Annotated in this window: 14 protein-coding genes; 2 read left to right on the top strand and 12 right to left on the bottom strand. The window is 58.9% G+C overall.

Annotation, left to right across the window (positions count from 1 at the left end; genetic code table 11):
- Nucleotides 1-203: 203 nt before the first annotated feature.
- The 10 genes from eprS to JFT87_RS18430 all read right to left on the bottom strand — a co-directional run bounded on the left by eprS (nucleotide 204) and on the right by JFT87_RS18430 (nucleotide 14,314).
- The gene (eprS, locus tag JFT87_RS18475; protein WP_201203532.1) at nucleotides 204-3,158 is read right to left on the bottom strand and encodes an autotransporter serine peptidase EprS; all 2,955 of its coding nucleotides are present in this window, start codon (nucleotides 3,156-3,158) and stop codon (nucleotides 204-206) included.
- A 197-nt stretch (nucleotides 3,159-3,355) separates the two neighbouring features.
- A complete protein-coding gene (locus tag JFT87_RS18470; RefSeq protein WP_201203531.1) occupies nucleotides 3,356-4,714 on the bottom strand; it encodes a TolC family outer membrane protein in 1,359 nt (452 codons plus the stop codon).
- A 2-nt stretch (nucleotides 4,715-4,716) separates the two neighbouring features.
- Nucleotides 4,717-6,066: an HlyD family type I secretion periplasmic adaptor subunit gene (locus JFT87_RS18465; protein WP_201203529.1), complete on the bottom strand. Its 1,350-nt coding sequence runs from the start codon at nucleotides 6,064-6,066 to the stop codon at nucleotides 4,717-4,719.
- The gene (locus JFT87_RS18460; protein WP_201203527.1) at nucleotides 6,063-7,850 is read right to left on the bottom strand and encodes a type I secretion system permease/ATPase; all 1,788 of its coding nucleotides are present in this window, start codon (nucleotides 7,848-7,850) and stop codon (nucleotides 6,063-6,065) included. The genes JFT87_RS18465 and JFT87_RS18460 overlap by 4 nt, the downstream gene beginning before the upstream one ends.
- Nucleotides 7,851-8,048: 198 nt before the next feature.
- The gene (locus JFT87_RS18455) at nucleotides 8,049-8,480 is read right to left on the bottom strand and encodes an AprI/Inh family metalloprotease inhibitor (protein ID WP_201203525.1); all 432 of its coding nucleotides are present in this window, start codon (nucleotides 8,478-8,480) and stop codon (nucleotides 8,049-8,051) included.
- A gap of 90 nt (nucleotides 8,481-8,570) precedes the next feature.
- Nucleotides 8,571-10,034, bottom strand: coding sequence for a serralysin family metalloprotease (locus JFT87_RS18450; protein WP_201203518.1), 1,464 nt, complete (start codon nucleotides 10,032-10,034; stop codon nucleotides 8,571-8,573).
- Nucleotides 10,035-10,528: 494 nt separating this feature from the next.
- Complete coding sequence (locus tag JFT87_RS18445) at nucleotides 10,529-11,614, bottom strand: polyamine ABC transporter substrate-binding protein (protein WP_201203516.1); 1,086 nt, start codon at nucleotides 11,612-11,614, stop codon at nucleotides 10,529-10,531.
- Between the two features lie 53 nt (nucleotides 11,615-11,667).
- Nucleotides 11,668-12,009, bottom strand: coding sequence for a cupin domain-containing protein (locus tag JFT87_RS18440; protein ID WP_201203514.1), 342 nt, complete (start codon nucleotides 12,007-12,009; stop codon nucleotides 11,668-11,670).
- Nucleotides 12,010-12,040: 31 nt separating this feature from the next.
- Nucleotides 12,041-13,447, bottom strand: coding sequence for an NAD(P)/FAD-dependent oxidoreductase (locus JFT87_RS18435; protein WP_201203512.1), 1,407 nt, complete (start codon nucleotides 13,445-13,447; stop codon nucleotides 12,041-12,043).
- A gap of 51 nt (nucleotides 13,448-13,498) precedes the next feature.
- Nucleotides 13,499-14,314 (bottom strand): helix-turn-helix domain-containing protein, encoded by an 816-nt coding sequence (locus JFT87_RS18430; RefSeq protein WP_201203502.1) that lies wholly within the window; start codon nucleotides 14,312-14,314, stop codon nucleotides 13,499-13,501.
- A 263-nt stretch (nucleotides 14,315-14,577) separates the two neighbouring features.
- Between JFT87_RS18430 and JFT87_RS18425 the strand changes: the two genes are divergently transcribed.
- Complete coding sequence (locus JFT87_RS18425; RefSeq protein WP_201203500.1) at nucleotides 14,578-14,853, top strand: DUF1652 domain-containing protein; 276 nt, start codon at nucleotides 14,578-14,580, stop codon at nucleotides 14,851-14,853.
- Between the two features lie 95 nt (nucleotides 14,854-14,948).
- Here JFT87_RS18425 and JFT87_RS18420 read toward each other — a convergent pair whose 3' ends face one another.
- Nucleotides 14,949-17,423, bottom strand: coding sequence for a UvrD-helicase domain-containing protein (locus JFT87_RS18420; RefSeq protein ID WP_201203499.1), 2,475 nt, complete (start codon nucleotides 17,421-17,423; stop codon nucleotides 14,949-14,951).
- Between the two features lie 237 nt (nucleotides 17,424-17,660).
- Here JFT87_RS18420 and JFT87_RS18415 point away from each other — a divergent pair, with 237 nt between their 5' ends.
- The gene (locus JFT87_RS18415; RefSeq protein ID WP_201203491.1) at nucleotides 17,661-18,356 is read left to right on the top strand and encodes a pirin family protein; all 696 of its coding nucleotides are present in this window, start codon (nucleotides 17,661-17,663) and stop codon (nucleotides 18,354-18,356) included.
- Between the two features lie 210 nt (nucleotides 18,357-18,566).
- Here JFT87_RS18415 and pgm read toward each other — a convergent pair whose 3' ends face one another.
- Nucleotides 18,567-20,213, bottom strand: coding sequence for a phosphoglucomutase (alpha-D-glucose-1,6-bisphosphate-dependent) (pgm, locus tag JFT87_RS18410; RefSeq protein ID WP_201203489.1), 1,647 nt, complete (start codon nucleotides 20,211-20,213; stop codon nucleotides 18,567-18,569).
- Nucleotides 20,214-20,240 lie beyond the last annotated feature (27 nt).

The raw sequence follows: 20,240 nt of genomic DNA, 5'->3' as shown, positions 1-20,240 counted from the left end.
CCTTCCTTAGTGATGTTGCGAAAAAATCCGTCTCTCTCAAACCGTTACGCTTACCTGTGGCGAGGGGGCTTGCCCCCGTTGGGTCGCGAAGCGGCCCCAGTAATCTTCAGACAAATCGAGTCGCCTGGTTTTACGACTGCTGCGCAGCCGAACGGGGGCAAGCCCCCTCGCCACAGGTATGTGAGCAGCCGTGAATCCGTGGTTCAGAACTGCCAGTTCAGGCTCAGCCCGACGCCATGGCTTTTCTCGCGATTGGCCAGTTGTCCGTTGTAATCGAGGTTCACCCGTACATCCTTGCTCAGCGCCAGGCTCGCCTGCACACCGAGCAACGCGGCATCGCGCACCAGTGGCGAACTCTCAACGCTGTATGGCGTACCGCCGCTGGCAAAACGCAGGTGCTGTTCGGAGTCAATGTCGCTCAGGTTGTGCTGCCAGCCGAGGCTGCCGCTCAGTTCCAGTTGTTGCTGGCCGGACAGGTTCACGGTTTTCAGCGCCCGCAGGCCCAGGGTGCTGAGCACTGCATCGCGGGTGTCGCCGTGGCTTTTCAGCGCGGCGGCATCGCCTTTTTCGGTGAAACCATCGGTGTCGAGGTGCACGTAGGCCAGGTTGGCGAACGGCTCCAGCGCCACGGGTTGCAGGTTCAGGCGATACGCCGCTTCACCAAAGACCTGAGTGGTGGCCGCATCGACTTTGGCTTTCTGCTTGGCACTGACATCGCCGTATTGCAGATCACGTTTAACGTCAGCCCGATGCCAGCTGTAGGCACCGCCCGCGCTCAGGCGCCAGGCGCCCAGTTCGTGGCCGGCATAAGCGCCCAGGTGATAGCTGTCGACTTGCGCCGAGGAATGCGTGCCGGCCCCCATGTTCACCGAACTGTCGCTGTAACCGGTGACCAGGCCGATTCGGGTCTGCTCATCCAGCGCACCATCAACACCAGCCAACAGACCGCCAATCGAAGTGGTGTAGCCGGCCGTGTCGTTTCGGTCATCGGTCTTGCCCCAGGCGCCAAGGGCCTTGATCCAGCCGTTGCTTTGGGTGCCTTTCGCGTCGTTGAGGCGCTCACCGATTGCATCGCGCAGATAACGGCTGTCGTTGATCAGCACAGAGCCCAGCGCCGGGTAGATTTCCCCCGACAGTTGCTGGAACGCCTGTTGCGCGGAACTTGCAGTCGGCGACAGCAGCAGGCTTTCGTAGACTGGATGACTCGCCCCCAGCCCTTCCACTGCACTGGCCACGGCACGCTGGTTCGGGGTTTGCCCGACACTGGCGAAACTCGTGGCGTTGCGCTCAACGCTCAGGACAACCCCGGTGGCGGAGTAATCAAGGCTGCCGCCGATGAACAGGTAGTTGGGCAACACGGCGCCGAACTGACCCTGAATGCCGCCGGCTGCTTGCAGAATGTCGTACTGATGACCGAGCAGGCTTTGCACTTGCCGGGCGCTGAGCAAGGTCGGGCTGTTTTCCAGCGACAGACTCACCGTGGCACCGCTGACGGTGGCCATGCCACCGGCGACAATCCGGTCGCTGCTGGTCGGCGACAGTTCCACGGCGTAGGTCGAGCCCGGCGCGAAGGTCACGTTGCCACTGACCTGCAAAGTCCCGATGGAATTGCCCGGGGCGACCGTGCCGCCGGCATTCGCCGTCAGTGCGCCGATGCGTCCGGAGCCGCCCAGGGTGCCGCTGTCATTCACGGTCACTGTTGAGGCAAGTGAACCGTTCACCGCCAGCAAACCGCCGTTGACCGTGGTCGGGCCGCGATAGGTGCTGTCGCCGGTCAGCATCAACCGCCCGACGCCGGACTTGATCAGGCTGCCTTCATAGACCCGACTGGCCGCCGCGGCATCCCGCGCCATGCCCACTGCATAGTCAGTTTGATCCTGTTGACTGGCGCCGGCCGCCACACCGTTTTGCCAGCCTCTGTTCTTCAGGGTTTGTTGCCAGGCGCTGTGCTCGGCGGCATCTTCAGCCTGACGCTGGATCAACGCCTTATCGCTGATACCGTTGCTCCAGACATCGCTCTGCCCTGCCCCCAAATTAGCGTCAAAAGAACTGAGCAATTGCCCCGGACCGCGCATCGCCCGATCAAGGTTCGCCACGCCCCAGCCGACTGTCGTGTTCGGCGCATTGGTGATTGAACCGTCGAGTTGGGTCGCGGTGGTCAGCAGCACTTGCAGCGCTTGCTGGTTGTTCATGTACGGATAGCGCTCCATCACCAGCGCCAGGGCGCCCGTGGCGTGAGGCGCGGACATGGACGTGCCGGACTTGATCGCGTAGCCGCCACCGGGAATGGTGCTGTCGATCTTCGCGCCGGGGGTGGTGATGCACCAGTACTTGGCGATCCCGCACTGGTTGTACTTTTGCTGATTGCCTTGATCCAGCCCCGAGACGGCAAGCCAGTGGCCTTCCAGATCCGGCAGGAAGTACGGCAGCGCCGAACGCACGCTGGCGTTGGGATAACCGCTGTTGCCGGCGCTGAACACATTGATCACACCGCGACGAAGGGACACGTCGGCGGCGGCATCGAGCCAGGTGCCTTTGTTGAAGTGTTGGGCGTAGGCCGCGTGCAGATCGTCGAGGGTTCGATAGCTGACATCCGGCGGCTGACTGCCCCAACTGTTGTTGATCGCCCGAACGCCGGCATCTACCAGGGCGTTGTAAGCCGCTTTGAAATACTGCGGATCGGGGGTGGGGCCGAACAGGAAGCTGTCGTTCTTGTTGGTATTGGCCACGTAGATTTGTGCGTTGTACGCCACGCCGTGCATGCCGCTACCATCGCGGGAAGCGCCCATGATGCCGGTGACGTGGGTGCCGTGGGAGTCGTTGTTGGAGTTGAGCGTGCCGACGACATTGAACGGTGAGCCGTCGACGTAGCTGCCGCTGGTCATGACCGCGTGGTAACGGTCGGTGGCGAATTCGGGATGAGTGGAATCGAAGCCGGAATCCAGTTCACCGATTTTCACGCCTTTGCCGGTGATGCCGGCGGCATAGGCTTGATCGGCTTGCATGCGCGCAAGCCCCCAATCGCGCTGGAACTCGGCCGAGCGCCAACTGGCGGCGTCACCGGGTTTGCCGGTTTCAAGGTATTGGGCCTGGGCCTGGGTTGTTGAAATCACAAGCAGCAGGGTACCGACCGAAATCGGCTTGATGCGTACGTCCATGTTCACCACTCACTTTTCTTATGTTTTTAGAGTTGCTTTACCAGAGGAACACTGCCCCCTGTGGCGAGGGGATTCATCCCCGTTCGGCTGCGAAGCAGTCGCAAATCCATGCGACGCGTTTTTCCTGGACGACCGCTAGGGGGCGCTTCGCGTCCCAACGGGGATGAATCCCCTCGCCACAGGTCTGCGTCAAACCATCAATTGGCGCGGTGGCCAAACGCCTCGTCAACCCTGGCCAAATCCTGCTCGTTCAAGGTCCCGGCGTAGTAATGCAACTTGGTCCACGCCATCAGGTAGTCGTAACGCGTCTGGGCCAGGTCGCGGCGGGTGGTGTAGAGCTGTTGTTCAGCGTTCAACGCATCGAGGTTGGTTCGTTCACCGCCGAGAATGCTTTGCTTGGTCGAGACCACCAACGCTTCCGCAGAGGTCAGGGCTTTTTGATAGGCCCGCAGTTTGTTCACCCCGGACAGGCAGGCACTGAACTGGCGACGCAATTCGATCAAGGTTTCCCGGGTCTTGCCATCCAGCTCGTACTCGGCCTGTTCCATGTTACTGCTGGCCTGGCGGGTCATCGCCGAGACCCCGCCGCCGGCATACAGCGGCACGTTGACTTCGAAGCCAATGGTGTTGGTGTCGTAGCGCTGGTTATAGGTATTGCCGCTTTCCGACTCGTTCTGGCGCACCGTGGCATAGGCGCTAAGTTTCGGCATGTGCCCGGCACGATTGCGCTCAACCTCGTAGCGCGCCACTTCCACGGCCTGGCGTTGGGAAGCCAGGTTCGGGTTGTTGGCCACGGCCATCTCGTGCCAGGTGTCGTAATTGGCCGGTTGCAAGGTGAACGTCTGGAAGTTCTGGTCCAGCGGCGCCAGGTCGCCGATATTGATCGTCGGCACGCCAATCAGCGCCCCGAGTTCACGCAACGACGCGTCCTGCTCATCGCGGGCCTCGATTTCCTCGGCCGTGGCCAGTTCATAACGGGACTCGGCTTCCAGAATATCGGTACGCGTGCCCTCGCCCTGGCGGAACATCTGCTCGTTTTGCTGGAACTGCTGTTCGAAGGCTTTCTTCTTCGCTTGCGCGATGTCGATCTGATCCTGCGCGAACAATGCCTTGGTGTAGTTCTCCAGCACCCGCACCAGCAATTCCTGACTCTTGCCTCGAAAGGCTTCGTCGGCGAACAACGCTTGCGCCACGCCTTTGCGATACGAGGCGTATGCCTCGTAGTCGAGCAATGGTTGTTGCAGGGTCAGGGTCGAGCCGTAACTGCTGTAGTTACGGTCATCGGTCCGGTTCTGCCCGTGCTCATCCAGCGCGGTGGCCTTGGAGGAGTTACGTCCCTTGTTGTAGTTGTAACCGATCTTGGGCAACAGCCCGGCGCGGCCGATGATGCGGTTTTCAAGGCCGGCATCCCGCTCCTTGATCGCACCAAGGAACACCGGGTCATTGCGCAACGCTTGTTCGTAGATCTCAAACGGCCCCAGGGCCATCGCACTGTTGCAAGTCAGCAACGCCAGGGCCGCCCCGAGCATGGAAAGCTTATTCATACAACCGAACATCCTTATTCCTCGGTCAACGCGGAGCCTGCCCGGTCGAGCAGCGGTTTGAACAGATAGTTGAGGAGTGAACGTTCACCCGTACGCACGAACATTTCGGCGGGCATGCCAGGCTTGATCACCAGACCGTGGAGCTTTTCCATCGCCTGGTCACTGACGCTGCTGCGCAGCACGTAATACGGTGCACCGGTTTTTTCGTCGAGCATCTGGTCGGCGGAAATCAGGCTGACTTCGCCTGGCACTCGCGGCGTGCGGCTCTGGTTGAACGCGGTGAACAGAATGTCCACCGGCAGGTGCGTACCGACCTTGTCGATCAGGTTGACCGGCAAGTGCCCTTCCACTTCCAGCCGAGTGCCTTGGGGCACGATTTCCAGCAGGGTTTCGCCCTGGCGCACCACCGCACCTTCGGTGTGAACCCCTAGGTTGACCGCGATGCCGTCAGCGGTGGCGATGATCTCGCGGTGTTGCAAGTCAAACCCGGCGGACGTCAGTTGCTCCTTGAGCGTTACGCTTTTGAGCTGCGCGTCGGCCAGTTGGGTGCGGACTTCTTTCTGGTACTCCTCGATGTGCTGCTGCAGCTTGAGTTTCGCTTCGAGGATGCCCTGCTCCACTCGCCCGCTTTCACCGGTGTTCTCGGCCAGTTGTTGCTGTACTTGCGACAGCTGACGCTGATATTCCATCAACCGGTTGCGCGGAATGTAGCCGTTGTCCGCCAAGGGCTGAAGGTTGCTCAGTTGCTGTTGCAAGGAGTTGGCCTGAGCTGTCAGGTCGGTGCGCGCACGGCGCATGCCGGCCAGTTGCGCACTGGCGCCTTCGATGTTGGCGCGCAGTCCGCCCTGCTCCCGGAAATAGGCTTCGCGGCGGCTGCTGAACAATTGGCGCTGGCCTTCCAGTACCAGCATCAATCGTGGGTCAGCATCCTTGCTCAGCTCGGCAGGGAAATTCACCTGTTTGAGATTGTCCCGCTCGCTCTCCCAACGCGCCACGCTGGCCCAGGCCATGCGGTATTGCGCCTGAAGCGAATCGACGTCGGCAGCGACTTGCGTCTGGTCGAGCTGGAACAGCGGCTGACCGAGTTTCACCACCTGGCCTTCGCGCACCAGAATCCGGCTGACGACGCCGGGACTCATCGATTGCACGGCCTTGCGCTTGCCGGACACCACCACGGTGCCTTGCACCGGAATGCCCTGATCGAGCGGTGCCAATGCCGCCCAGGTGAAGAAACTGCCAGCACCGACGATCGCCAGCACCCAGCCCATACGGGCGAAGAATTTGGCGTCACGCTCAGGGCGTTCAGCGATGTAATCGTGTTCCATCGTTGCTTCGTTTTCAGTGTTCATGCGTGCGCTGCTCATACACCCGAATTCCTTGTCGTGGGCTGATACTGCCGGCTCATGCTGAGCCCGCCGGGTGCCTGCACTGGTTTGTCTCTTTGCTGCTCCTGGTTGGCAGACGCGTTCCCGGACAGTGCCTTGAGCACGTCGTGACTTGGGCCGAACGCCTGCAAGCGACCTTCGTTGAGCACCAGCAACTTGTCGGCCTGGGCCAGCGCCGAGGAACGGTGGGTCACCAGAATCACGCTGGTACCCTGGGCCTTCATGTGCGCGATGGCGCCGGCCAGTGCCGCTTCGCCGACGGTGTCGAGGTTGGAGTTGGGTTCATCCAGCACCACCAGGCTCGGTTCACCGTACAGAGCACGGGCCAGGGCCACACGCTGCTTCTGGCCGCCGGACAAACCGCCGCCGTCTTCACCGAGCACGGTGTCGTAGCCTTGAGGCATGCGCAGGATCATTTCGTGGACACCGGCGTGTTGCGCGGCCTCCACAACTTTTTGCGGGTCCGCTTCACGGAACCGTGCGATGTTTTCCGCAATGCTGCCGCTGAACAGTTCGATGTCCTGAGGCAGATAGCCGATGTACGGCCCGAGGTCATCGCGGTTCCAGCGATGGATGTCCGCACCGTCGAGCCGCACCGTACCGCCGAGGGTCGGCCAAACACCGACCAGTACGCGGGCCAAAGTCGACTTACCGGAACCGGAGGCGCCAAGCACACCCAATACTTCCCCTGCACCCAGACTGAAATTGACCATATGCAACGTGGCAGCACGCTTGCCCGGAGGGCCGGCGCTGACTTGTTCAAAGCTGATCTGACCTTTGGGGGCTGGCAGCTCCATGGCTTCGTCACTGGGTGGATAGGCTTGCAGCAACGCATCGAGGCGGCGGTAAGCGAGTTTGGCGCCGCTCCATTGTTTCCACACGGCGATCAGTTGATCGATGGGGCTCAAGACCCGGCCCATGAGGATGGAGCCGGCAATCATCATCCCGGCAGTCATTTCGCCCTTGATCACCAGCAAGGCACCCAGGCCCAGCACCAGCGATTGCAGGCACAGACGCAAGGTCTTGCTCGCGGAGCTGATGACCGCGCCGGTGTCACTGGCCTGATTTTGCAAACCCAGGAAGCGTGAATGCACCTGGAACCAGCGCTTGCGCAAGGCACCGAGCATGCCCATGGCCTGAATGGTTTCGGCGTTATGCAAGTGGCTGGTGGCTAGTTGGCTGGACCGCTGGGAAAAACCCGCGGCTTCTCCCAACGGCTTTTTGGTCATGGCTTCGTTAAGGAATGCCAGGCCGATCAGCAGCACCGCGCCGGCAGTAGCCAGCACGCCCAGCCAGACGTTAAACAGGAAAATCACAAACAGGTACACCGGGAACCATGGCGCATCAAAGAAGGCGAACAACGCCGGGCCGGTGACGAACTGGCGAATGTGGGTCAGATCCCCGAGCGACTGCCCGGCGTTGCCCTCGCCTTTAAACAGGTTGCGCTCGAACGCCGCCTGATAGACCCGCAGGTTGAAGCGGCGCTCCAGTTGGCTGCCGATGCGGATAACGATGAAACTGCGCACGATCTCCAGCACGCCGATGAAGGCAAAAAAACCCACCACCATCAATGACAACATGGCCAGGGTTGTTTCGTTTTGCGAAGACAGCACGCGGTCATAGACCTGAAGCATATAAATAGACGGAACCAGCATCAGCACGTTAATCAACGCGGTAAAACAACCGACGCTGATCAGGATGCTTTTATAGTCGCCCAGTGCCTTGAATAACGGTGCGGTGCCTGGGGCGTTCGCCATCTTCATTGAGTTTTCCTGAAAGTTATCCCGCCGACTGTTGGCGAGGCTTCAATTAATGATCGGCTTAACGCCGGAACTTGCTGTGTGGTTGATCGCTTACACTTTCATAACAACTTTCGCTATTCACTACGGTGCAGTGGCCACCAACAGTCTTCTTATAACCAGGCGATACCGCTTTATATCAAAAGCTTGTCGCGTACTTGATCATTGCGATGATGTCGCCGCGCGCTCAAGCGTAATCTCCAGGCCCGACTTCAAAGTTGTCAGGTAAAGCCCGTCACGTTGTCGGCTGAAGAACTGGATTCTTGAGCCTTCCTTGCCAGTGATGGAAATTCCGTCGGGGTCGGGAAACCAACCGACCGGCGTCTCTTCCAGCCAGGCGCCCAAGCAGTCGGCGCCCTCGCCCAGGGTCTTGTTCACTTGCAGATCGATGATGCAGATGTTGGACGGTTTGTCCTGGTGCGCCTGAGCGTCCGCCACTTCGTTGCGAGCATTCAGTGTCGCCTGCCAGTGGCCGGCAAATACCGAGGGTTCTTCGAGTCTAAGGCTGCTTGCCATGGTTGCTTCTCCAAAAATCATTACCAGTGCGGGCATCAGCCACGCGACAGTCTTGCGGGCAAAAGCGCTGTACGTCATAGGATTATTCGCTCCGGCGCGTAGCCTTGCTTACAGGGTAACGCGATGCAAGGGAAGAAAGCGGCGCTCGCACGCCGCTTTCTTTTTACATCAGGCCACGATGTCTGTGGTAACTGCCTGACCAACGGTGCTGACCAGGAAGTCAGCCACGCCGTGCCCGGAGAAGTCCACCGACAACAGGCTGTTGCCACCGGAAGAGGTCAGCACCGCATCGCCTGCCGCACCTGTGAACGAATTCACGAAGTGCAGACCTGCGCCTTTGGTGATACCGGTCAGGTCGATCTTGTCCAGGCCACTGACAAAATCCATGATCTGATCGGCCGCACCTGGCTTGGAGTCAGTGCTGGCGGCAAACACGAAGGTGTCCGAACCCGAACCACCCCACAGTTTGTCCGCACCGCCCGCGCCGTAGAGGATGTCGTTGCCGGCACCGCCCTTCAGCTCGTTGGCCACGCTGTTACCGATCAGCAAGTCATTGCCCGAACCACCAATGGCGTTCTCGATGATCGCACCCTTGGCGATGGACACGTTGCCCACCAGGCCGCCAACGTCGGAGAACGAGGCGTCATTGAGGTTGATCTTCTGGTTTTGGGTAAAACCGGAGAAGTCCAGGGTGTCCTTGCCGCCCGCATCCCAAACCGAGAACACCAGTTTGTCGGACGACGAGGTTGCGCTCAGGAAGTCACGACCAGCGTTGGAGTTGAAGCCGTAGGTGGTGTCACCGGTACGGGTCTCCATGTTGGCGCCGTAGAGCTTCTGGATGGCCGCGATATCGTCCATCAGCGGGCCGGACGAATACGCTTCGACACCGCCCTTGCTGAAGTTTTGGTTGGTATTGCTTTCACTCCAGTAGCTCATGAGGCTGTAGCCACGGGTGTCCTGGCCGTAGGACGCGTCGTTGTAGGTCGGGTTGCCTTCGCCGGCGTTGTAGTCGCCAGGGTGAGCCAAGCCCAGGGTGTGGCCAATTTCGTGCGTCAGGGTTTGACGCCCGTAGTTGCTCAAGCCCGGGGTTTTGTTGACGTTGTAGCCACTGCCAGTCAGGTACCAGGACTGACCGTCATAACCCGGCTCGGTGCCCGGCAGGAACGCAAATGCCGCTGCACCTTCCTGGCCGCCGCTGTAGTTACCGAAAGTCATGTGGCCGTCGCCACCCTTGGACGCTTCGGCAAAAGTAACGTTGGCCACATCGCCCCAGGATTGCATGGCGAGCACGGCCTGGGATTTTTGCAGGGCGCTGAACTGACTGAAACCGGTGACGCCCAGACCGCTGAAGTTCGAGGTCTGGGACGTCAGAAAGGTGTAAGTCAGTTCGATCTTGCCGCTGCCGTTGAGATCGTGCCAGGAAGCACCATCGCGCAGCAGTTGAGTCGCGGCTTGATCCACCGAGAAGGAGGGTTTGCCATTGACCGTGAGGTTGCCGCCACGATCGTACTGATGGCTGAAGCTATCGATCTGGTTGTACGCCGAGCTGGCTGCGGCCAGAGGTTGCGGCGCCGCGGACAGCTGGAAGGCCAGTTCGGCGGTATCAATAGCTTTGGCTTTTACTTTCGACATAAACACACTTCCTTGTTAATCAATGGAACAGTTTTTGTCCGACGGGACAATCTCTGGCGAGATCGTCCAATCACTCGCCCAATGAAGGCGTAAGAAACCTGACACAATTTGAAATCAGACGTCTAGCGTTTTTTTGAGATCAAATTGAACTGTTTGGTAAAACTGCCGTAAACAAAGCGTGCGGCCCCTGAATATTGTTTGAAGTTGCTGGTTTGCGTCTAACTGTCCGACGATTTTCTATTTAATTATTAAATATCGGTAAGTTGTTTTTTGCAGGTTACGTCTCATTTTCCTGCACTTTATCGGTGCAGTGCCAGTGTATTGATATCAACGCTTACAGCCTTCAAAAACACTATCAAACTGTAGGAGTTGATGAGTAAAACGAGGCTGCGATCTTTTGATCTTGAAATTTAAAAATCAAAGGATCGCAGCCTCGTTTTACTCGTCAGTTCCTACAGGATCTCTACAGGAACTACAGGGTTTACCGGGAATGCTCAACTCCCCGTCCGAATCTTGTTCCACACCCGCGTCCGAATCCGGTCGATATTCAGTGGCATCGCCTCCAGCGCGAACAATTTCCCCATCATCTCCGGGCTCGGATAGACCTTGGTGTCGTTCTTGATCGCCGGGTCGATCAGGCTGTCGGCCTGTTGATTGCCATTGGCGTAGTGCACGTAGTTGCTGATATCGGCCATCACGTCCGGGCGCAGCAGGTAGTTCATGAAGGCGTAGCCGGCCTTGTCGTCCGGGGCGTCGGCGGGCATGGCGACCATGTCGAACCAGATGGCGGCGCCTTCCTTGGGAATGGAGTAACCGATGTCGACGCCGTTCTTGGCTTCTTTTGCGCGGTTTTCCGCTTGCAGGATGTCGCCGGAGAAACCGACCGCCACGCAGATGTCGCCGTTGGCCAGGTCGCTGGTGTATTTGGAGGAGTGGAAATAGCTGACATATGGCCGGACTTTCATTAGCAGCGCTTCGGCCTTTTTATAGTCTTCGGGGTTTTTACTGTGGTGCGGCAGACCCAGGTAGTTCAGGGCGGCGGGCAGCAATTCCGGGCCATTGTCGAGAATGGCCACGCCGCACTTTTGCAGCTTTTTCATGTTTTCGGGTTTGAAGATCAGGTCCCAGGAATCCACGGGCGCGTTGTCGCCCAACACCGCTTTGACCTTGGCGATGTTGTAGCCGATGCCGGTGCTGCCCCATAGGTACGGGAAGCCATGTTCGTTGCCCGGATCGTTGGTTTGCAGCGCAGTGAGTAGCACCGGGTTGAGGTTTTTCCAGTTCGGCAATTGGCTCTTGTCGAGTTTCTTCAACGCCCCGCCCTGAATCTGCCGGGCCATGAAGTGATTGGACGGGAACACCACGTCATAGCCGGATTTGCCGGTCATCAGCTTGCCGTCGAGGGTTTCATTGCTGTCGTAGACGTCGTAGCTGAAGCCGATGCCGGTTTCTTTCTGGAAGTTCTTGGTGGTGTCTGGGGCGATGTAGTCCGACCAATTGTAGATCTTGACCGTTTCCGCCGCGTGGCTGAGGGTCGCGACCAGTGCGAGGGGTGCCAGGGTCAGTGTCTTTCGGATCATGAGTCGATTCCTGTATGGGTTGTTGTTATTGGCAGGCAATCAAAAGATCAAAATCAAAAAATCAAAACGTAGGTCTTGCGCACGGTTTCCTGGATATCCCAGATACCGAGACTATTGGCCGGCAACATCAGTGCATCGCCAGCTTCTATGTGCAGGGTTTCCCCGCCGTCGGGGGTGAAGGTGCAGCGGCCCTGGATGAAGTGGCAGAACTCCTGGGCGACGATCTGCCGCCGCCAGCGGCCGGGGGTGCATTCCCAAACGCCGGTTTCAACGCCGTCGTCCCGCTCGACGCTGGTGGTCGAGGCCACCGCCGCCGGGATTCCCAGCGGTACGGCGACGGGGTTGGACTCGTCCAGTTTCAAGGTGGCGGTGTTTTTGAATTGCGTGATGCTCATGGGAGTACCTGTCGATATAGAGAACGCTTTTTTAGTGCATGAAACCTTCCATGAACCCCGCCACACCGCTGGCGAGCTTGCGCCGCCAGGGGGCAGTGGCCGGGTTGGCGAGGGTCTGGTCTTCGTGGACGAAGCTGCGGATGATCGCGTTGTAGCCGAGCCAACGGCAGGGTTCCGGCTCCCAGGCTCTTAACGCATTGAGGCCGCCTTGGGGGATGACCCAAGGCTGGCGCACCAGATCGGTATCGCGCTCCAGAATCAGATCGGCCAGGGTTCGTCCGCCCAGATTGCTGGCACCGACACCCTCCCCGCCATAACCGCCGGACAAGGCAATGCCATTGGCCCGATCGCAGAGCATGTGCGGTTTGAAGTGACGGGACATGCCCAGGTTGCCGCCCCAGGCGTGGGTGATGCGCACGTTCTTCAACTGCGGGAACAGTTCGCCGAACAGATAACGCCGCAGCTCCACTTCGCTGGTGGTCAGGTCGAAGTCATGGCGCAATTTGCCGGCAAATTGGTAGCCACCCCGCGCACCGAACACCAGACGATTGTCGACAGTGCGCTGACCATAGGTGACCTGACGGCTGGCTTCGCTAAAGGCCTGGCCCTGGCTAAGACCGATTTCATCCCAGGTGGCGGCGGACAGCGGTTCGGTGGCTACCAGCAGGCTCTGTACGGGCAACTGATAGCGGCCCAAGGGCGGCAGCGTCACCGAATAGCCTTCAACTGCCGGCACGATCCAACGACTGCGAACCTGGGCTTTCGCCGTACGCAGGCTGCCGTACTGCCAGTGGGTGACCGGGCTGCTCTCGTAAATCTTGACGCCCATGCGCTCCACTGTCCGCGCCAGGCCTCGGACCAACTTTGCCGGATTGATGGTCGCTACGTGCGGTGCATAGATACCGCCATAAGGCTTGGCAACCCTGATCTGTTGCGCCAATTGCTCAGGGTTGAGCCAGCGGTAATCGTTTTCGGTCAGACCCTGGCGGTAGAGTTTGTCCAGATAACTGCGCAAGCTGGCTTCCTGCTCGGGGTAGCGGGCCGCGCAATACAGCACGCCGCCCTTGCGGTAATCGCAGTCGATGCCTTCACGCTCGAGGACGATCTCTACTTCATCGGGAATGCCGTGCAACAGATCAAACGAGGCACGACGCTGTTCGGCCGGCAGATCGGCGAGCAAACGGTCCTCGCCCAGCAGGTTGCCCATCAGCCAGCCGCCATTGCGGCCCGACGCACCAAACCCGGCGGTTTGCGCTTCGACGATGGCGATCTCAAGTCCTGGGGCCAGGCGCTTGAGGTAATAAGCGGTCCAGAGCCCGGTGTAGCCAGCGCCAATGATGGCCACGTCGACGTCCAGGTCCCGTTCCAGGGCCGGACGTGCCAGCAACGGCTCGTCGAGTTGATCCATCCATAAACTGATCGTGCGCCACGCCGGCATAACAAGACTCCACCACTCAAACTTCGATGGCGTCGATCCTAGAGCGTGACCTCAGCGACTGTCTTGCGCGCGTGCACGCAAAGAAATTTGTTTGACGTAGGCCTTGGGCGACTGGCCGGTGTGCTGGCGAAAACAACTGTAAAACGCCGACAGTGAGTTGAAACCGGCGGCGAATGCCAGTTCATCGACTCGCAACGGTGGTGTGGCCTTATCCAATGCAGCCAAAAGATGCTGCAAACGCGCCTGATTGACGTAGCGATAGAAGCTTTGCCCGAGCACCTGGTTCAGCAGGTAGGAAATCTGATTGCGGCTGTAACCGCACTCCTTTGCCACCCGCTGCAAATCGAGCTCGGGGTCCAGATAAGGTTGCTGGCGCTCGAAGTACTGCTGCAGGTCTTCGGCCATGAAACTCAGCTGTCGCGGCGACAAGCCGAGCCGACTGGCCGCCGGGCGTAGGTTGCTGCTGGTTTTACTGGAAGGTTGTTCGCGCACCAGAGAGGCGTACTCGTTGACGCGCCAGATCAGCCCGTCGCGCACGGTGATGGCTTCGCTGGAACGAAACGACACCAGCCCGTCGCTGCCGCGCAGGGTCATCTGGTACTGAATGAACGCCGTATTCCCGTCCAGCCGAATGCGATCCGAGTGCTCGAGCGCTTCATCGGGATTGCGCGGCATGCTGTCGCGCACGTACTCGCGCAGCTCGTCCAGCCTCATCACGCGGTTCTGGAAAAAGTCGCTGTACTGAATATCCGGGTGATACAGGGCCATGACGCCATTCAGGTCCCGGTATTTCCAGCACAGGTGGTAGCGCATGACCGTTTCGCCCGTGGCCTGGGTTTGCAGCGGACCATCATCATCGGCGTGCATAAAGCGCTCGGCGAAAAAAATCGAGCTTGCCGAACTTCGGCCTCGGCTTCAATGGCCAATCAATGATGGCCTTTTGTCGATGAATGACCGGCGCGTGACCCATATCAAAAAAACGGTACCAATCGCCAAACAGACTGAAAAAATCCACATGGTTTTCACATCTGGATGCTACTTTTAAATGCATTCACTGGTTGAGCCATTGACGGCTCTTCCCCCCCTAACATGAGCTAAAGGAAGCGCTCGATGACTAAGGCGGGCAACACATGAACAAAGGGTCATTCAGCAAAGTCACCTTTCCCAACGCCTGCCAACTGATGCGCTGGCATTTTCATCCCATGGGTTTCGAGGCGAGCATGGACGCACCGGGCAGCATGATTGCCCGTCTTTTTGACCGTGCCAGTGGCGAGACCATGATCGCCATTGCCGGCATTCCTTGCGCGACTGTGATGAATGCTGCGGATGTAGAACGAATAATCGAAGCGGTGGAGGATGAGCTTGAGGCTTTTATTCCGCCGATGGCGCTCAGAAGTTATGCCTGAGCATTTAACAGCCGACAAAAAGCCCACATGATGTGGGCTTTTTTGTGGGTGCGTACATTATCCCGACACACTGAAATCCAATGTGGGTTCGGGGTTTAGGCGGACTTGGTGGTTTGTCGGTGATCCGCGAAGAACGCCTTGCCCTTGCCGATCTTGTCCGACGCCCTGGGCATATTGACTGCCTGGCCTTCCTGGCCATCGACATACCAGTAGCAATGACTCACCGCCCGGGTAATGCCGACATAGGCCAGTCGCAGGATTTCGTCTTTCTGGGCACTGTCATACGGTTCGCTGTCCCCAACCTTGCCAAGCCCGGCCATGCGATAAACCTGGTTCTTGTAAGGTGAACTGGTTAGATGCTGGCAGTCACCCAGCAAAAACACCGCGTCTGCCTGTAGCCCTTTGGCGCTGTGATAGGTCAGTTGCTTAAGGCGGCGGGATTCGTACGGCAAGCTAGAATCTACATTAACTACAGACTGAATATGTTCTTCTATCAATGACTTATCGCTGCTTTTTCGATAAAGCATCAAGATTGAATCGCCGCGTTTGTAGTGCTCCATCAACCGCTGCGCCATGCCCTGATCGTCGCGATCCAGCACGTTGACCGGCTGCAAGGCCTTGGGCTCGCCACTGGCCTTGGCCTTCTTGCCAGGGATGGCCGGTGCGGCGCGCACGATGTGTTCGGCGGCATCAATGATGTGCTGATGGCTGCGGTAGTTGTCGCTGAGCATCACCCGAGTCGTGCTCGGCGATGGGAATTCCTTGTTGAACTCCATGAAATACGTCGGCGAACTGCCGCGCCAGCCATAGATGGACTGCCAATCGTCACCCACACAAAGTAGCGACGAGCGCTGCGCGCCGCGCCCCACGTGCATGGCTGGGCCGCGGCTGCGGATCTCGGCCAGGCTCGCACGAATCCACGAAACAATCTGCGGCGATACGTCTTGAAATTCGTCGATCATCAAATGCGAGAGCGGCCTGAGCAGCTCATCGCTCAACAACTTGAGGTTTTCCGGTGAGTGCTCGCTGAACAAGGCAAACATCCGGTTGTAGGTCATCACTGGCGGCTTTTGATCAAGCAAATGGTCTTCCAGTGCCCGCCAGAACAGACTCAGGGCCTCGAAGAAAAACCGGTCGGGGTCGTCCTTGCCGAAACTCATCCGGCCCACGGCGTCCGGAACGTCCAGGCCCAGGTTCTCGATAAACCCGGCGGCGGCAACAAAACAGTCCAGTAGCGGCCCGGAAGCCAGTTCACCCTTAACTTTGTAGTCGAAGCCCGGCCCGGCGCTCGCGTCACCGGCAATCGAAGCCAAAACACGTTTTGAAGAGTCATAGCTATCTAGCCATATCAATGGCTTACGACAGAAAGCTTGAAACAGGGTGCGCTTGACTGCCCACTCGGCGCGGACCGTCAGCTTGGCATTCGGGCGGCTGACCTGAGGGTTTTCCCGAGGATCAAAACCGAGCACCACCCAGGCGTCCAATGTCGGAATATAGCCATGACAATGGAACGTCGAGCCGTTGATATCGAAGGCCTGACGATTGGGCTCAATGCCCTTGATCGGCCAGGCACCGGAGCGAAACCACAGGTCTTCAATCGCATCACAGAGTTCTTCATCGCGCCTGGACGCCAGTTCGGTCACCGCCATGCGCTTCTGCACATCCGGGTGATCGCGCTCCAGCTCCTTAAGTTGCAAGGCGTGGCGGGACAATGGCTGGATCAGTTCACGGAAACGCTCATTAGAAGTAAACAGGCCGTGATAGCAGGCATTGAGCTGCTGGCGTTGAGCATCGTTGATTCGCAGGTCGAACGGATTGCTGTCGACCTCCTCATCGCCATTTTGCGGGCGATTACTGAGGTTTTCGAAGGCTTGCAGGCGTTCGAACCCCGGCAAACTGCGGACCATCGGCAGAATCCGCGAGTGGAAGGTGCGCACCAGGTCTCGAGCTTCTTTAAGGCTGAGCGCCCGACCCCATAGCGCAAACAGTTCAATCAGCTTATTAATGAAGTCTTTGCGCGATTCACGGGTGAAGGTCACCACGGTCATCGAGCCGAGCTCAAACCCAAGATAGTGAGTCAGCAACAAAATGCGCAATACCAGCGTCGTCGACTTGCCCGCGCCCGCCCCGGCAATCACCGAGGTCGAGGGTGTATCGCTGAAGATCATTTTCCACTGCGCCGCGCTGGGCTGGGCATGCGCCGGCAGCAGTCGCGCGACGTCGGCCTTCATGCGCTTCTTGATCTCGGCGCTCAATGGCAGGCGCCAGTCATCGAACAAGTTGTCATCGACATTCGGCGGCCGGTGTTCGGTGGAGCGCGAATCGCGGATCAGCAACACCTGCCGGCCTTGTTCCAGCCCTTCGAGCTTGCCTTCGTTGAACCCGTAATCGACCCCGGCGCTGTGACCGCTGCGAAAACCATCAGCTTGCCCGTGCAGCCAGGACGCGCGGTGTTGCGCGCGCAATCGAGTCAAGCCATGACCGAAAAACCGGGCAGCCAGGCGCTTGAGCAAGGGCATCTCGGCCAAGGGACGAAGTTCGGGGGGAAGATCAGGGGTGTGTTGCGGCACGCGGACGGACTCCAGGGTGTGAGGCTGTTGAGGGCTATGGTGTCTGCATTTGCCGTTGAGTTCTAGTGAAATGCTTACAGCTCATTGGCTTAGGCGATGAACTGAAGGTGAGATGAGAGCGTTTCGAGTTGATTCTCATCGATAAATTCGATCCTGATGCCGCACTTTTTACGCTTTTTATCGATGTTTTACTGATAGATGATCGCTGCCATAAACCACAGGTTTCAGGAGACGATCATGCTTGAACTCAGACCTTTCAACACCTTGGGCGGCGCCCACCATGGCTGGCTGGATGCCCATCACCACTTTTCGTTCGCCGAGTACCACGACCCGAAACGCATGAACTGGGGCAACCTGCGGGTCTGGAACGATGACGTGATCGCCGCGGGCACAGGCTTTCCACAGCACCCGCACCGCGACATGGAAATCATCACCTATGTGCGTGAAGGTGCGATTACCCACCAGGACAACCTGGGCAACAAGGGCCGTACCGAAGCGGGTGACGTTCAAGTCATGAGCGCCGGTACCGGGATCGCCCATAGCGAGTACAACCTGGAATCCACCGAAACCCGGATCTTCCAGATCTGGATCATCCCCAACGAGGCCGGTTCAGCGCCGTCGTGGGGCGCCAAGCCGTTCCCGAAAGGTCAACGTGAAGGTTTCGTGACCTTGGCCAGCGGCAAGGCTGGCGACGATCAAAGCCTGCGGATTCGTGCCGATGCACGGCTGGTGGCAGCGAATCTGAAGGCCGGGGAATCGGCGGAATATCGCCTGGATAGCGGACGTCGTGCTTATCTGGTTCCAGCGACAGGCGTGATTGAAGTCAATGGCTTGCGTGCACAAGCTCGAGACGGTGTAGCGGTTGCCGATGAGCAGGTATTGCGGGTGACGGCGATTGAGGACAGTGAAATCGTGTTGGTGGATCTGGCTTGATTGGCTAAATACCGGGCAAAAAAAATGGGCGACCTGATGGTCGCCCTTTTTCTATGTGTGTGTCCAATTGTGGCAAGGGGGCTTGCCCCCGTTCGGCTGCGCACCAGTCGCAAAAATGCTAAATGCGGTCAGCCTGAAACACCGCAACCACCTGATAGGGGTCGCTTCGCAACCCAACGGGGGCAAGCCCCCTCGCCACAGGGCCCTCAATCACTTCGCAGCAATAGCGCCATCCACCAAGGTCTGAGCCTCAGCCACCAACTGCTTGAGGTGTTCGTCGCTGACAAAGCTTTCCGCGTAGATCTTGTAGATGTCTTCGGTGCCCGACGGACGCGCTGCAAACCAGCCGTTCTCGGTCATGACTTTCAAGCCACCAATGGCCTGATCGTTACCCGGCGCATGGCTGAGGATGCTCTGGATCGCTTCGCCGGCCAGTTGGGTCGAGGTAACTTGATCCGGCGAGAGCTTGCTCAGCAGCGCTTTCTGCTCAGGGTTGGCCTTGGCATCGACCCGTACCGAGAACGGTTCGCCCAGTTCATCGGTCAGGGCGCGATAAGCCTGGCTTGGGTCGCGGCCGGTGCGAGCGGTCATTTCTGCCGCCAACAGGGCCGGGATCAGGCCGTCCTTGTCGGTGCTCCAGACACCGCCATCCTTGCGCAGGAACGAAGCACCGGCGCTTTCTTCGCCGCCGAAGCCCAGGGAGCCGTCAAACAGACCATCAGCAAACCATTTGAAACCAACTGGCACTTCGTACAGGCGACGACCCAGACGCTTGGCCACGCGATCAATCAGACCGCTGCTGACCACGGTTTTACCCACGGCAGCATCGGCACGCCATTGCGGACGGTTCTGGAACAGGTAGTCGATGGACACGGCCAAATAGTTATTCGGCGCGAGCAGTCCACCGGACGGGGTCACGATGCCGTGGCGGTCGTGATCCGGGTCGCAGCCAAATGCCACGTCGAAGCGATCTTTCAGACCGATCAGGCCTTGCATGGCGTGAGTAGACGATGGGTCCATGCGGATCTGCCCGTCCCAATCGACGGTCATGAAGCGGAACGTCGGATCGACCTGAGTGTTGACCACTTCCAGGTCCAGACGGTAATGCTCGGCAATCGCCGACCAGTAGCGCACCCCTGCTCCGCCCAATGGATCGACACCCAGATGCAGCTTGGCGTCACGAATGGCGTCGAAATCGATCACGTTGATCAGGTCGGCGACATAGGTGTTGAGGTAGTCATGACGATGGGTGGTGCTGGCCTTCAGCGCTTGCTCGTAGCTGATGCGCTTGACGCCGGCCAGTTTGTTGCCGAGCAGCTCGTTGGCCTTGGCTTCGATCCACTTGGTGATGTGGGTGTCGGCCGGGCCACCGTTGGTAGGGTTGTATTTGTAGCCGCCGCTTTGTGGCGGGTTGTGGGACGGCGTAATGACGACGCCGTCTGCCAGGCCCGAGGTACGGCCGCGGTTGTAGCAAAGAATCGCATGGGAAATGGCCGGGGTCGGTGTGTACTCGTCACCTTCGGCGATCATCACGGTGACGCCATTGGCCGCCAGCACTTCAAGCGCGCTGGCACCCGCTGGGGTCGACAGCGCATGGGTGTCGATGCCGACGAACAGCGGACCATCAATACCCTGGGCCTCACGGTACAGGCAGATGGCCTGGCTAATAGCCAGAACGTGCCATTCGTTGAAACTCAAGTCGAACGAGCTGCCTCGGTGGCCGGACGTGCCGAAAGCGACGCGCTGGGTAGAGATGGCGGCATCAGGCTGACCGGTGTAATAGGCCGTAACCAGTCGCGGGATGTCGACCAACAATTCTGCCGGTGCCGGTTTGCCCGCAAAAGGACTGAGTGTCATGCAAAACCTCTGGAATAGAGTGGTTCA

This window comes from Pseudomonas sp. TH15 (assembly GCF_016651105.1).
Lineage (GTDB): Bacteria > Pseudomonadota > Gammaproteobacteria > Pseudomonadales > Pseudomonadaceae > Aquipseudomonas.
This window is presented reverse-complemented; position numbering and strand designations above follow the sequence as displayed.

What these genes read in the sequence shown, in the direction of transcription:
- eprS (WP_201203532.1), bottom strand. Translation starts at nt 3,158, where the DNA reads ATGGACGTACGCATCAAGCCGATTTCGGTCGGTACCCTGCTGCTTGTG.
- JFT87_RS18470 (WP_201203531.1), bottom strand. Translation starts at nt 4,714, where the DNA reads ATGTTCGGTTGTATGAATAAGCTTTCCATGCTCGGGGCGGCCCTGGCG.
- JFT87_RS18465 (WP_201203529.1), bottom strand. Translation starts at nt 6,066, where the DNA reads ATGAGCAGCGCACGCATGAACACTGAAAACGAAGCAACGATGGAACAC.
- JFT87_RS18460 (WP_201203527.1), bottom strand. Translation starts at nt 7,850, where the DNA reads ATGAAGATGGCGAACGCCCCAGGCACCGCACCGTTATTCAAGGCACTG.
- JFT87_RS18455 (WP_201203525.1), bottom strand. Translation starts at nt 8,480, where the DNA reads ATGACGTACAGCGCTTTTGCCCGCAAGACTGTCGCGTGGCTGATGCCC.
- JFT87_RS18450 (WP_201203518.1), bottom strand. Translation starts at nt 10,034, where the DNA reads ATGTCGAAAGTAAAAGCCAAAGCTATTGATACCGCCGAACTGGCCTTC.
- JFT87_RS18445 (WP_201203516.1), bottom strand. Translation starts at nt 11,614, where the DNA reads ATGATCCGAAAGACACTGACCCTGGCACCCCTCGCACTGGTCGCGACC.
- JFT87_RS18440 (WP_201203514.1), bottom strand. Translation starts at nt 12,009, where the DNA reads ATGAGCATCACGCAATTCAAAAACACCGCCACCTTGAAACTGGACGAG.
- JFT87_RS18435 (WP_201203512.1), bottom strand. Translation starts at nt 13,447, where the DNA reads ATGCCGGCGTGGCGCACGATCAGTTTATGGATGGATCAACTCGACGAG.
- JFT87_RS18430 (WP_201203502.1), bottom strand. Translation starts at nt 14,314, where the DNA reads ATGCACGCCGATGATGATGGTCCGCTGCAAACCCAGGCCACGGGCGAA.
- JFT87_RS18425 (WP_201203500.1), top strand. Translation starts at nt 14,578, where the DNA reads ATGAACAAAGGGTCATTCAGCAAAGTCACCTTTCCCAACGCCTGCCAA.
- JFT87_RS18415 (WP_201203491.1), top strand. Translation starts at nt 17,661, where the DNA reads ATGCTTGAACTCAGACCTTTCAACACCTTGGGCGGCGCCCACCATGGC.
- pgm (WP_201203489.1), bottom strand. Translation starts at nt 20,213, where the DNA reads ATGACACTCAGTCCTTTTGCGGGCAAACCGGCACCGGCAGAATTGTTG.